Annotated in this window: 13 protein-coding genes; 4 read left to right on the top strand and 9 right to left on the bottom strand. The window is 61.2% G+C overall.

The features are described 5' to 3' along the window. Positions 1-54: 54 nt before the first annotated feature. The gene (locus AOA60_RS29060; RefSeq protein ID WP_003230858.1) at positions 55-396 is read left to right on the top strand and encodes a zinc ribbon domain-containing protein YjdM; all 342 of its coding nucleotides are present in this window, start codon (positions 55-57) and stop codon (positions 394-396) included. Between the two features lie 159 nt (positions 397-555). Further along, a complete protein-coding gene (locus AOA60_RS29055) occupies positions 556-813 on the top strand; it encodes a hypothetical protein (protein WP_003194088.1) in 258 nt (85 codons plus the stop codon). Positions 814-873: 60 nt separating this feature from the next. Here AOA60_RS29055 and AOA60_RS29050 read toward each other — a convergent pair whose 3' ends face one another. Then, positions 874-1,491, bottom strand: a complete 618-nt coding sequence (locus tag AOA60_RS29050; RefSeq protein ID WP_099587252.1) for an FKBP-type peptidyl-prolyl cis-trans isomerase — start codon at positions 1,489-1,491, stop codon at positions 874-876. Positions 1,492-1,740: 249 nt separating this feature from the next. Between AOA60_RS29050 and AOA60_RS29045 the strand changes: the two genes are divergently transcribed. After that, positions 1,741-3,660 (top strand): methyl-accepting chemotaxis protein, encoded by a 1,920-nt coding sequence (locus AOA60_RS29045; protein ID WP_099587251.1) that lies wholly within the window; start codon positions 1,741-1,743, stop codon positions 3,658-3,660. A 625-nt stretch (positions 3,661-4,285) separates the two neighbouring features. On the opposite strand, the gene AOA60_RS29040 is transcribed toward AOA60_RS29045, so the two are convergent. The 4 genes from AOA60_RS29040 to AOA60_RS29025 are packed head-to-tail and all read right to left on the bottom strand — an operon-like array spanning position 4,286 to position 8,372. Then, entirely contained in the window at positions 4,286-4,654 is a 369-nt protein-coding gene (locus AOA60_RS29040) for a glyoxalase superfamily protein (RefSeq protein WP_099587250.1), read from the bottom strand. A gap of 29 nt (positions 4,655-4,683) precedes the next feature. Then, positions 4,684-6,147 carry an amidohydrolase family protein gene (locus AOA60_RS29035; protein WP_099587249.1) on the bottom strand — a complete coding sequence of 488 codons (1,464 nt, stop codon included), beginning with the start codon at positions 6,145-6,147 and terminating at the stop codon, positions 4,684-4,686. A gap of 1 nt (position 6,148) precedes the next feature. Beyond that, positions 6,149-7,009, bottom strand: a complete 861-nt coding sequence (locus AOA60_RS29030; protein ID WP_099587248.1) for a MurR/RpiR family transcriptional regulator — start codon at positions 7,007-7,009, stop codon at positions 6,149-6,151. A gap of 13 nt (positions 7,010-7,022) precedes the next feature. Next, complete coding sequence (locus AOA60_RS29025) at positions 7,023-8,372, bottom strand: gluconate:H+ symporter (protein WP_256592900.1); 1,350 nt, start codon at positions 8,370-8,372, stop codon at positions 7,023-7,025. A 245-nt stretch (positions 8,373-8,617) separates the two neighbouring features. Here AOA60_RS29025 and AOA60_RS29020 point away from each other — a divergent pair, with 245 nt between their 5' ends. Then, on the top strand, positions 8,618-8,998 hold the full coding sequence (locus AOA60_RS29020) for a lysozyme inhibitor LprI family protein (protein ID WP_099587246.1): 381 nt from the start codon (positions 8,618-8,620) through the stop codon (positions 8,996-8,998). A 21-nt stretch (positions 8,999-9,019) separates the two neighbouring features. Here the strand turns inward: AOA60_RS29020 and AOA60_RS29015 are convergent, their stop codons facing one another. The 4 genes from AOA60_RS29015 to AOA60_RS29000 form a co-directional block, all read right to left on the bottom strand. After that, complete coding sequence (locus AOA60_RS29015; RefSeq protein ID WP_099587245.1) at positions 9,020-10,465, bottom strand: SulP family inorganic anion transporter; 1,446 nt, start codon at positions 10,463-10,465, stop codon at positions 9,020-9,022. 223 nt (positions 10,466-10,688) lie between these two features. Next, positions 10,689-11,585 carry a LysR family transcriptional regulator gene (locus AOA60_RS29010; protein ID WP_099587244.1) on the bottom strand — a complete coding sequence of 299 codons (897 nt, stop codon included), beginning with the start codon at positions 11,583-11,585 and terminating at the stop codon, positions 10,689-10,691. Positions 11,586-11,615: 30 nt separating this feature from the next. Beyond that, positions 11,616-12,206 (bottom strand): NAD(P)H-dependent oxidoreductase, encoded by a 591-nt coding sequence (locus tag AOA60_RS29005; protein ID WP_099587243.1) that lies wholly within the window; start codon positions 12,204-12,206, stop codon positions 11,616-11,618. Between the two features lie 118 nt (positions 12,207-12,324). Continuing rightward, positions 12,325-13,089 (bottom strand): sulfite exporter TauE/SafE family protein, encoded by a 765-nt coding sequence (locus AOA60_RS29000; protein WP_099587242.1) that lies wholly within the window; start codon positions 13,087-13,089, stop codon positions 12,325-12,327. Between the last annotated feature and the right edge of the window lie 21 nt (positions 13,090-13,110).

Genomic DNA, 13,110 nt, shown 5'->3' with positions numbered 1-13,110 from the left:
CAAAACCCTATATAATGTGCGACTTTTAGCCGTCCTGACCTTTAAGGAGCTTTAGTGAGCACGTTGCCACCCTGCCCGAAATGCAATTCCGAATACACCTACGAAGACGGCGCCCAGCTGATCTGCCCGGAATGCGCCCATGAGTGGTCCGCCAATGGCGAGGCCGAAGTGGCCGGCGATGAAACCGTCAAGAAAGACTCTGTGGGCAACGTCCTGCAGGACGGCGACACCATCACCGTAATCAAGGACCTCAAGGTCAAGGGCACGTCCCTGGTGGTCAAGGTGGGCACCAAGGTCAAGAACATCCGCTTGTGCGACGGCGACCACGATATCGACTGCAAGATCGACGGTATCGGCCCGATGAAGCTCAAGTCCGAGTTCGTGCGCAAAGTCTGAATCCGCTGCATCCATCCCGCGCCCGCCGCGGGATGGCGTTTTGCCCTCCTTCCTGACCCACCTCAATATCCACACAGAAAAACCAACAAACTGCCAATAGACGCTTGCTATTCTACGAATAAGAATTATTCTCATTGAAACCCATCAAGGAGATGCACCATGACTTATTTGATAGATGCCTGGCTGGACCGCCCACACCCTTACCTGCGGATCCTGCATCGGGAAACCGGTGAAGTCTGTGCAGTGCTGGAAGAAGAAGCGCTGAATGAATTGCAGGACCAGGGTGACCTGGACGTCAACGGCCTGAGCTCAAGCGAACCCGGTGTGCTGAAGGAGGTGGTGCGTAATTTGTTTCTGTTCTGTTATGCCCGGGCGTTGCGCCCGGCGACGGAGCTCAATGGCAAGTTTCATCCATGAGCAAACGCGCAAAACACTGTTGGGGCGAACAGGTTCGCCCCAACAGGTAATCAGCAGGTCTTACAGAACGTCGAGCAGTTCGACGTCGAACACCAGCACGCTGTGCGGCGGAATGCTGCCAACGCCTTGAGCGCCGTAAGCCAGTTCGCTCGGCACGTACAGACGCCATTTGCTGCCGGCATTCATCAGTTGCAGGGCTTCGGTCCAACCGGCAATCACGCCGCCAACCGGGAATTCTGCTGGCTGGCCACGCTCGTACGAGCTGTCGAACACAGTGCCGTCGATCAGGGTGCCGTGATAGTGGGTACGGACTTGATCTTCACGAGTCGGCTTGGCGCCTTCGCCGGCCGTCAGCACTTCAAATTGCAGGCCGGAAGCCAGGGTGGTGATGCCATCGCGCTTGGCGTTTTCAGCCAGGAAGGCCAGGCCAGCGCCAGCAGCGGCTTCAGCCTTGGCGGCTGCTTCGGCTTGCATGACTTCGCGGATCACCTTGAAGCTGGCAGCCATTTGCTCTTGGTCAACGCGGCTTGGCTTGCCAGCGAATGCGTCGGTCAGGCCAGCCAGGATTGCGTCAAGGTTTACGCCCGGTGGCGGGTTGTCGCGCAGTTGGTCGCCCAACTGACGGCCGATACCGTAGCTGACGCGGGTTTCGTCGGTGGACAGATTAACTTCGGACATGAAGAGGCTCCGCTGTAGGACAACGCGATTTCCCGCGCTGCCCGAAACTAAAAGGGCCCGCAGACTAGCACACAAGACCGCCCCTTGATGAGCCCTCAGTCGTGCTGCACACCGCTGGCGACCCTTCGTCGCCACATGGAATAAAACACCCTTCAGAATCAAGACCCGCCGCCGATACAGCGCTACACCTTGGCTGGCTCAAATAACAACACCGTCCAGCAAACAGACATCACTCTTGCGGAGCATTCGATGAATAGCTGGTTCGGTAACATAAGCGTCAACCTCAAACTGGGCCTGGGCTTCGGCCTGGTGCTTGTCCTCACCTCGATCCTGGCACTGACTGGCTGGACCAGCCTTGGCGGCCTGATTGACCGCAGCAACTGGATGAGCGACATCACCCAGCTCAACGCCTCGCTGACCAAACTGCGCATCGTGCGCCTTCAATACATGCTGGCCAACGGTGACGAAGCCGTGGCGCAAAACGTGCAGACCAGCCTCGATGCCTTCGCCGCCCAGCAGCAGAAACTGCTCGACAGTTTCAAGAGCCCGGAAAACCTCAAGCTGCTCAACGAGCAGAAAGCAGTCATCACCGCCTACCAGCAATCCCTGAACAAAATGCGCGAGGCTTACCGTAACGGCAATGCCTCTCGCCAGGTGATGGGCGACAAGGCCGACAGCGCCAACGCCCAGATCGACGCGCTGGAAGCCAGCGTCAAGCAGATGCCCGACAGCCCGGAGCATCTGGCCCAGTTCCAGGCCGTGGCCGAAGCCAAGATGCAATTCCAACTGGCCCGCTACGAAGTGCGCGGCTACACCGGCAACGTCAGCCCAGACACCGAAGCCCGCGCTGCCGCACAGATCGACAAAGCCATTGCCGGCTTGAAAGACCTCGGCGCCGCCGTTGGCGCCAGCCAGCAAAGCGCGCTGACCGCGCTGGAAACCGCTCTTGGCGCGTATCGCACGGCGGTGCAGAACTACAAGGCGGCCAACGCCAACATCGTTGCTGCCCGTGCTGAAATGACCACCCAAGGCGCTGATATCGTCACCATCAGCGACAAGCTCTACGATATCCAACTCAACCGCCGCGATGCCGAAAGCGCCCAGGCCCGCAGCCTGCAACTGATCAGCACCCTGCTGGCCCTGCTGGTTGGCATCATTGCCGCACTGGTCATCACCCGTCAGATCACCCGCCCGATCCAGGAAACCCTGGCCGTGGTGGAACGCATTGCCTCCGGCGACCTGAGCCACAACATCCAGGTGACCCGCCGCGATGAACTCGGCGTGCTGCAACAAGGCATCCAGCGCATGGGCACCACCCTGCGTGAGTTAATCAGCGGTATTCGTGACGGCGTGACCCAGATCGCCAGCGCCGCCGAGGAACTGTCGGCCGTGACCGAGCAGACCAGCGCCGGCGTGAACAGCCAGAAGATCGAGACCGATCAAGTGGCCACCGCGATGCATGAAATGACCGCCACCGTGCAGGAAGTCGCACGTAACGCCGAACAGGCTTCCCTGGCCGCTGCCGATGCCGACGGCCAAGCGCGCGCAGGCGACAAAGTGGTGGCCGAAGCCATCGCCCAGATCGAACGCCTGGCCGCTGAAGTGGCACGTTCCACCGACGCCATGAGCCACCTGCAACAAGAGAGCAACAAGATCGGCAGCGTGATGGACGTGATCAAGGCCGTCGCCGAACAGACCAACCTGCTGGCCCTCAACGCCGCGATTGAGGCGGCACGCGCCGGTGAAGCCGGTCGCGGGTTTGCCGTGGTCGCCGACGAAGTCCGCGGCCTGGCCCAGCGCACGCAAAAATCCACCGAAGAGATCGAAGGCCTGGTCGCCGGTTTGCAGAACGGCACCCAGCAAGTGGCCAACGTGATGAACAACAGCCGCAGCCTCACCGACAGCAGCGTGGAGCTGACGCGCAAGGCCGGTGTATCCCTGGAGAACATCACCCGGACAGTGTCGAACATCCAGTCGATGAACCAGCAGATCGCCGCCGCCGCCGAGCAACAAAGCGCCGTGGCCGAAGAGATCAGCCGCAGCATCGTCAATGTGCGCGACGTGTCGGAACAGACCGCCACCGCGAGTGACGAGACGGCGAAATCAAGTGTGGAACTGGCTCGTCTGGGCAGCCAGTTGCAGCAGATGGTCAGCCATTTCCGGGTTTAACAAACCAAAAAGCCGCCTCGGGATTAACCGAGGCGGCTCCACTTCTCAGACCTTACAGGTCATCAAAGCTGTCCCGCAGGAACTTCCATACGTGGTAAGCACGCAGGCAGTTCACTACGAGGTTCCAGGTACGTCGTGCAAATTTAGACATACTCGGCCCTCCGTGAGTTGGGCCTTACCTCCAGCGCACTTACCGGAACACGCGAGCCTTCGGACGCGGGTCAGCGCTTCCTGTGAGGCGGCCGGGCTAATGGGCCTCCCGCATTAATCCGGCACGGATTACTAGCCCGTGGCGGTTGGTCCAGAATTCGCGTGCACGCCCGGATCACCTCACATCGACGAACTTAGAACGGGGAGGAGCCTAACCAAAATCCCAGTCGAAGGTGTGACCAACGATGCTCAAACACCAGTATTGCTCGATAGATTCATTGCAAATTTTTACGGTGCAAAAAGGCAAGAGAAATCATCAAAACGATAATCCTCTGGCCTTGCGAGATGATATGAGCGGCGGTAGTATCCGCCTGTTGGTCAGCGCTTCCTGTGAGACCGCAACCCCAGCCGCAAACTGGGTTGCAATAAAAAACCGCCCTACTAAGGCGGTTTTTTATCGCCTGCGATTTGCCCTTCAGCCCTCACCTTCCTCGACAAACACCAACCGATTCCCAAACGGATCCTTGATGCTCATCTCCCGCGAGCCCCACGGCGTTTCTTCAACACCGGGCTTGGCATAACGGTAGTCCTTCGCCTGCAATTGCTGCTGGTAGGCATCCACTCCCTGCGCCTGGATCCGCACCGCAGCCCCCGGCGAGGCATCGCCATGGTGCTCGGACAAATGCAGCACGCACTCACCCAACGACACTTGCAGGTACAGCGGGTAATTCGCTTCGAAACGATGCTGCCAATCGACCTTGAACCCGAGGAATTCCACATAGAATTCCAACGCCTTTGTCTCGTCGAAAATCCGCAGGATGGGGGTGACTTTTCCTAAGTGCATGGCAACCGCTCCGTGTAAAAGATCGCCCACTATAAAGACGAAAAACCGCGACGCAAATCCCCGCTGCGCGCCAGGAATCGTCCAGGGCGCTGACCGTTCGCCTGCCCGTCGCTGTAGCTCAGCACGCCATTGACCCACACCCCGTCAATGCCCTCTGCCGCCCGTTCCGGCGTTTTAAAGTCCGCCATATCCCGCACCCGCAACGGATCAAACAACACCAGGTCGGCCCAATGCCCTTCACGAATGGCTCCGCGATCCGACAAGCCAAAGCGCGCCGCCGACAAGCCGGTCATCTTGTGCACCGCCGTATGCAGTGGAAACAACCCCACGTCACGGCTGAAATGCCCCAGCACCCGTGGAAACGCCCCCCACAAACGCGGATGGGGAAAGGGGTCTTCAGGCAACCCGTCCGAGCCTACCATCGACAACGGATGCGCCAGGATTCGCCGCACATCCGCCTCGTCCATCCCGTAATACACGGCGCCCGCCGGCTGCAGGCGGCGGGCGGCGTCCATCAATGAAACATTCCACTCACCGGCGATAGCCTGCAGATCTCGCCCGCCCATGTCCGGATGGGGCGTGGACCACGTAATGGTGATGCGAAACGCGTCGGTCACCTGCTTCAAATCCAGGGTCGAAGAACTGGCCGCATAGGGATAGCAATCACACCCCACCGGATGGGTTTTCGCCGCCAGTTCCAGCGCGGCCAACAGCTGCGGACTGCGCCCCCAGTTCCCCGCCCCTGCACACTTGAGGTGGGAAATAATCACCGGTGCCTTGGCATGTCGGCCAATCTGAAACGCCTCGCCCATCGCCTCCAGCACCGGCTCGAATTCGCTGCGCAAGTGAGTGGCGTACACCGCACCGTAGGCCGTCAGTTCTTCACTGAGCTGCAGCACTTCATCGGTCTCGGCATTGAACGCGCTGGCGTAGGCCAGGCCTGTGGATAAACCGAGGGCGCCGGCTTCCAGACTCTCGTGCAGTTGCACCCGCATGGCGGCGATTTCATACGGTGTCGCAGTGCGATGCAGGTCGTCCATGTGGTTACTGCGCAGCGCTGTGTGGCCGATCAGCGCCGCGACGTTGACGGCTGGATGAGCGCTTTCCACGGCGCGGCGATAGTCGCTGAAACGCGGATACACAAACGCCGCAGCGCCACCCAGCAGGTTCATCGGGTCCGGCGGATCGCTGCGCAAACTGACCGGCGAGGCGCTGATGCCGCAGTTGCCGACAATCACTGTGGTCACGCCCTGACTGAGCTTGGGCAGCATCTGCGGGTGGCGAATCACCACGGTGTCGTCGTGGGTGTGCACGTCGATAAAACCTGGCGCCAATACGCGGCCGGTGGCGTCGATTTGATGCTCGGCCGTCGCAGCAGACAGATCACCGATTGTCTCGATACGCCCCTCGCGCACCCCCACATCCGCCACGTAACCCGGTGTGTTGCTGCCATCGATGATCAGCGCGTGGCGAATCAGCGTGTCGTACTTCATATCAGTCTCCAAGCGGCAGGCTACCGGGGCCGCCGCGATAATCGTCCAGGGCCAGTTTGATCCGGCGCAGGCGTTCCTGGTTAGCGTCCGGCAGGGCCAACGCCAGCTCGGTAGCGAGCAGGTCGATGGCCAACAGCAGGCCATAGCGCGCTGCGGTGGGTTTGTAGATAAAACTGGTTTCGGCCGGTTGCAGGGGCAATACCACGTCCGCCAAACGCGCCAGAGGGGAATCGGCCAAAGTGATGGCGATGATGCGTGCGTCGTAGTTGCGCGCCAGCGCCACCACGTCCAGCAGTTCTGGTGTCAGGCCGGTCAACGAGCAGACGATCAGCGCATGTTCCGGGCCCAGCGTCGCAGCCGTGACGCGCATCATCACCGGATCGTGGCAAGCGGCAATCGGGTAGCCCAGGCGAACCAGGCGCACTTGTAACTCGTCGCTGCACAGGCTTGACGGGCCGCCCATGCCGAACGCATGGATCATCCGCGCCTTGCTCAGCAGGCTGACCGCATCGGCGAAACTGGCCTGGTCGAACCCCGATAAGTGCTGTCGCAACGTTGCCTCGATGTCCCCCAGAATCTGCCGGTGAAACGCCGACTGTTCGGGCAACCCCGCCGGGTCCAGGAAACGACTGCCGACGCCACTGGCCTGGGCCAGTTGCAGGCGTAAATCGCGTAGGTCGCGGCAACCGACGCTGCGGGCAAATCGCGACAACGTTGCCGTACTGACCTCAGCCCGTTGGGACAACTCCTCCAGGCTGGCCGACGCCGCAAAACCGACGTCATCGAGCATCAGCTTGGCGATACGTCCTTCGCCGGCGCTGAAAGACGCCTGGCGGGCGCGGATCTGGTAGAGGATGTCCATGGGGGCTCCAGGGTCAGAGGATGCAAGACAGACCGTACGTAAGACCGAAGGCGACCACCGAAATCAATGTCTCCAGCACGGTCCAGGTCTTGAAGGTCTGGATCACCGTCATATTGAAGTATTCCTTGATCAGCCAGAAGCCGCCGTCATTCACGTGGGAAAAGATCACCGAACCCGCACCGGTGGCCAGCACCAGTAATTCAGGGTGTGGATAACCCAAGCCCAGGGCGACGGGTGCGACCACGCCGGACGCGGTGGTCATCGCCACCGTGGCCGACCCGGTCGCAACGCGCATCAACGCTGCGAACAACCAGCCCATTACCAGTGGTGACAGGTGAAACGCATGGGCCAGGCCAAGAATTTCGTTGGTCACACCGGCGTCCACCAGGATGCGATTCAACCCGCCGCCCGCGCCCACCAGCAAGGTGATGCTGGCGGTCGGCGCGAGGCATTCGTTGGTGAACCTGAGGATCGATTCGCGGTTGAAGCCCTGGGCCAATCCCAACGTCCAGAAACTCACCAGGGTCGCCACCAGCAAGGCGATGACCGAGTTGCCGATAAACAGCATGAATTGGTTGAAGCCGGTCCCCGGCGTGGAGATTACATTGGCCCAACCGCCAATCATCATCAGTACCACCGGCAACAGGATGGTGCCCATGGTCAGCGCGAAACTCGGCAAACGGGTGCGCGGTTCACGCTCGATAAACTGGCGCTCCAGCGGGTTTTCCGCCGGCAGGTGGATGTGCGGCACGATGAACTTGGCGTAAAGGGGGCCGGCAATGATCGCCGTGGGGATACCGATCAGAATCGCATACAGCACGGTCTGCCCAACCGACGCGTTATACGCCAGCACCGCCATCATCGCCGCCGGGTGCGGCGGCACCAGCGCGTGCACCACCGACAGGCCGGCGACCATCGGCAGGCCGACCATCAAAATCGACACGCCGACCCGTCGCGCCACGGTAAAGGCGATAGGCACCAGCAACACAAAACCCACCTCGAAAAACAGCGGCAGCCCCACCAGGAAGGCAATGCACACCATCGCCCAATGGGCATTGCGCTCGCCAAAACGGTTGATCAAGGTGCGCGCCACCTGCTCGGCGCCGCCGGACTCGGCCATCATCTTGCCGAGCATGGTGCCCAGCGCCACCACGAGCGCGATATGCCCCAGGGTCTTGCCGACACCCGCCTCATACGAGCCCATGATCGTGTCCGCCGGCATCCCGGCCATCAGCGCCAGGCCAATGGAGACCAGGGTGATGACGATAAACGGGTTGAGTCGGTAACGTGCAATCAGCACGATCAAAGCAATGATGGCGATCGCAGCGTATGCCAACAGCCCGAAGCCCGGTGATGCGGCCATGCGGTACTCCTCGGAAAGGGTCACGTCGATTTGGTTGTGAAACTCATAAATCATTACCGAGGGGTGTTTTCAAATTTTATGAAAGTAAATTTCGCCCACAGACAAGCGCTGTCGCGTTGGGATATGCCCGACACCTGCGTATGAAAATTCAGGGGTTGTTCTTACATGAAGATCAGAGAACCGGAAACTCAACCCAGCCGGTTGAGTCATAGACTGCACATCCACTGTTGCCAGGAACATCGCCCATGATTCGCACGTCTCTCGCCGCCGGCGCCCTGCTTCTCGCCGTCTGCGGCGCGGCCACCGCCGCCGACAACCCAGCGCTGAAAAAATGCATGGACGGCGCCAACACCACCGCCGACATGGTTACTTGCAACGCCAAGCAAGCCAAGGTGCAGGACACGCGCCTGAACAAAGCCTACAAGATCGCCCTCGCCGCCCAGGAAGGTGCCCGCAAGCAGCAACTGCAAGACGTGCAGCGCCTGTGGATAAAGTACCGCGATGCCAACTGCGGGTTTATCGGCTCAGCCACCGGCGGCACCATCGATCAGGTCAATGGCACCGGCTGTGTGCTGGACATGACCCAGGCGCGCGCCCAGGAACTGGAAGACCTGGTCGGGCCGTGATCCCCCGCCGCGGATGCTCAATCAGTCGTGATGCACCCGCGCCCGCTTGAGCAACTTCTTGCAGCGCTCCGACAAATGCAGCACCCGCAGATGCTTGCCGGCCTTGGTGTAGCGCTCGCGCAGGGTCATCAGCGCGGCAATCGCTGAATAGTCGACAAAACTCAGGTGACGGCAATCCAGCGTCACCTGCTCCGGGTCATTGGCCGGGTCGAACTGATTCAAAAACGGCGTAGTCGAGGCGAAGAACAAGGTGCCGTGCAGGCGATAGAGCTTGCTGCCGTCAGCTTCCTGGTGCTCATCGGCATACAACTCGCGGGCCTGTTGCCAGGCGAAGTTGAGCGCGGCGATCACGATACCGCACAGCACGGCGGTCGCCAGGTCGGTAAACACGGTAATCACCGTCACCGCGATAATCACCAGCACATCATTGAGCGGCACCTTGTTGATCACCCGCAGCGACGCCCAGGCAAAGGTCTGCTGGGACACCACGAACATCACCCCCACCAGCGCCGCCAGCGGGATCCGCTCGATCAGCGGTGACAGAAACAGAATGAACAGCAGGATCATCACCCCGGCAAACACCCCGGAAAAGCGCCCGCGCCCGCCGGAGCTGAGGTTGATCACGGTTTGCCCGATCATCGCGCAACCGCCCATGCCGCCGAACAGGCCCGAGACCATATTCGCCGCGCCCAATGCCACGCTTTCGCGGTCTGGGTAGCCGCGGGTTTCAGTGATTTCGTCGGTCAGGTTCAGGGTAAGCAGGGTTTCCAGCAGGCCGACCATGGCCATCAGGAACGCATAGGGCGCGATGATGCCGAGGGTTTCCAGGGTCCAGGGGATCTGCGGCAATGCAAAGGTCGGCAGGCCGCCGGCGATGTGGGCCATGTCGCCGAGGGTACGGGTCGGCAGGCCAAGCAGGTACACCGCCAGGCCCACGCCGAGGATCGCCACCAATGCCGGCGGCACGGCGCGGGTCAGGCGTGGCAGCAGGTAGACGATGGCCATGGTCGCCGCCACCAACGCGGTCATCACATACAACGGCGTGCCGCTGAGCCAGGCTTCACCGCTCTTGAAATGCTCCAACTGCGCCAGCGCGATGATAATCGCCAGGCCGTTGACGAAGCCGAGCATCACCGAATGCGGCACCATGCGCACCAGCTTGCCCAGGCGCAGCAGGCCGAAGGCGACCATGATCAACCCGCCCAGCAGCACCGTCGCCAGCAGATACTCCACGCCGTGCTGCACCACCAACGCCACGATCACCACCGCCATCGAGCCCGCCGCACCGGAAACCATACCGGGCCGGCCGCCAAACAAGGCCGTCAGGGTGCAGATGATAAACGCGCCGTACAGGCCCATCAGCGGGTTGAGATGAGCCACCAGGGCAAAGGCGATGCATTCGGGCAGCAGCGCGAAAGACGTAGTGAGGCCGGCCAGGGCATCGGCGCGCAGACGGGTGAGGTTCATGAGGTACCAGGGAATTGCGGGGGATAAGGCAAGGGATGGTACGGAATTGATCAACTCGGGGCTAGTCTGGAAGAGCGAGTCGCCGCCATCGGGGGCAAGCCCCCTCCCACATTGGAATGCGGTCAAGTGTGGGAGGGGGCTTGCCCCCGATGGCAGCGACTCGGTCTCAAGCGAACCTCACACCCTCTCGCTGCAAATCCACTCAACGACCGACATGCGCGTCTCAGCACGCATACCGCGCCAACTTGGCCTGGATAAAGTCCAGGAAACACTGAATACGCAACGCCAGCTGCGAGTTACGGTAGAACACCGCGTGGATCGGCTGGCGATAACCGCTGTTGAACGCCTCCAGCACTGGCACCAGCCGCCCGGCGTCGATGTCGGCGCTGGTCATGAAGTTCGACAGGCAACAAATGCCCTGCCCTTCCAACGCCAGCTGGCGCAAGGTTTCGCCGCTGGACGCGGCGATGCTCGGCTGGATCAGCCAGCGGTCGCCTTCCACATGGCGCAGCGGCCAGTGGTTGAGGGTTTCGGTCTGGGTGAAGCCGAGCAACGTGTGGTCGGCCAACTCGGCGACGGTCTGCGGCGCGCCGTACTGCTTGAGGTAGTCAGGGCTGGCGAGGATGTGCAGCGGCGTACACCCGAGGGCGCGCGCATGCAGGGTCGAGTCGGCCAGGGCGCCGATGCGGATGGCAATGTCGGTGCTCTGTTCCAACAGGTCGATGATCAGGTCATCGCTGTTCAACTCCAGCTGGATCTCCGGGTACAGGCTGCGAAACTCAGCGATGTACGGCACGATCCCATGCAGCATGAACGGCACCGCGGCGTTGATACGCAGCCGGCCGGCCGGTTTTTTCTGGCGTGACGACAAGCGCTCTTCCAGCTCATCCATGTGCGCCAGGATCAGCTTGGCCTGTTCGAAGAAGTACTTGCCCTCTTCGGTCAGGTCCATGCGCCGCGTGGTGCGGTTGATCAGCGTGGTGTCGAGTTTGGCTTCCAGGCGCGACAACGTACGACTGACCGCCGACGGCGTCTGCCCGACCTGCTCCGCCGCAGCGGAAATCGAGCCGCACTCGATCACGCTGACGAAGATCTGTAGCTCATCGGATCGGGCTTTCACGGGCGGTCCTCGTTATCGGTTCACCGCAGCTTACACCGAGAGGTTGAACACCTGCGCCAGATGCTGCTCGTAGCGCGCCACGTCCGCCTCGATGGCCGGGCGTTTCATCACATCCACGCACAGGAAAGTCGGCAGGCCGGTCATGCCGAGGAACTTGTTGGCCTTGTGGAACGGGAAGTACACCGCGTCCACGCCTTTGGCTTCGAAGAAATCGCTCGGGTCGTCGAAGGCTTGCTGCGGTGCGTTCCAGGTCAGTGAGAGCATGTACTGCTTGCCCTGGATCAGGCCGCCACTGCCGTATTTCTGCGAAGCATCGGAACGGGTGCGGCCGTCGCTGGCGTAGAGGCTGCCGTGGCCTTCGGTGAAGACTTCGTCGATGTACTTCTTGACGATCCACGGTGCGCCCATCCACCAGCCGGGCATTTGGTAGATGATCACGTCGGCCCAGAGGAATTTCGCGACTTCGTCGGCGACATCGTAGCCTTCGTCGATATGCGTGACTTTGACGTCGATACCGTTGCGGTCCAACAACGCCAGTGCGGTGTCATGCAAGGTGGTGTTGTAGCGGCCATCGGAGTGGGCGAACTTTTTGCCGCCGTTGAGCAGGAGTACTTTTTTCATGGGAGGGCATCCAGAAGTTGAAAATGTCTGGACGCAGACTATCGGCCCCAACCCTTCGGAATAAGCCGTGACCCCGCAAAATACCTTTGATCAAAAAGCACGAATCCAGCGAGCATTGTTAACCACCGATCAGCAGATGACCGCCCAGCAGCGCCATGCCGATGAAAAATACCCGCTTGAACAGCACCGCACTGATGCGCTGGCGCAGCACCTGGCCCAGCCACATACCCAGCAACGCCGGGACCAGCGCCAGCAGCGAGGCACGGACCTCACCGCCGCCCAAGGTACCGCGCCAGGCCAAGCACGCCGCCAGCGCCAGGGTCGACACGGTGAACGACAGACCCAATGCCTGCACCAGTTGATCGCGATTCAACCCCAGTGCTTGCAGATACGGCACGGCAGGAATCACGAACACGCCGGTGGCCGAGGTGATTACGCCGGTGATCAACCCACACAGCGGGCCCAACCAGCGTTCGGTTGACGGCTTGAGCTTGAAGGCGGGCAAAAACAATCCGCTCAGCGCATACACCAGCAAAGCCGCGCCCAACGCCCGCACCACCCAGTGCCCGCCGTCCATGCCCAGCCACAGCGTGCCCAGCCCGGTGCCGAGGAAAATCAGCAACAGCATCGGCCACAGGCGTTTGAGCAAGGCACTCAGGTGACCGCCGAATGCCAGTTGCCAGAGGTTGGTGACCGTTGAAGGGATGATCAGCAGCGCCGCAGCCTGCGCCGGCAGCATAGCCAGACCGAGCATGCCCATGGCCACTGTCGGTAAGCCCAGACCAATGACCCCCTTGACCGTGCCGGCCAGCACAAAGGTGCCGATCACCAGCAGGGTCAAGGCGGGGCCGAGATTTTGGTAGAACGCGAGGAAGGTCGTCATGGAGGGATTGTGCGGGTTTGG

Origin of the sequence: Pseudomonas sp. 2822-17 (assembly GCF_002742485.1) — a bacterium.
GTDB classification, from domain to species: domain Bacteria; phylum Pseudomonadota; class Gammaproteobacteria; order Pseudomonadales; family Pseudomonadaceae; genus Aquipseudomonas; species Aquipseudomonas cyclaminis.
The sequence above is the reverse complement of the archived record's forward strand: the minus strand, read 5'-3'. Positions and strand labels throughout refer to the sequence as shown.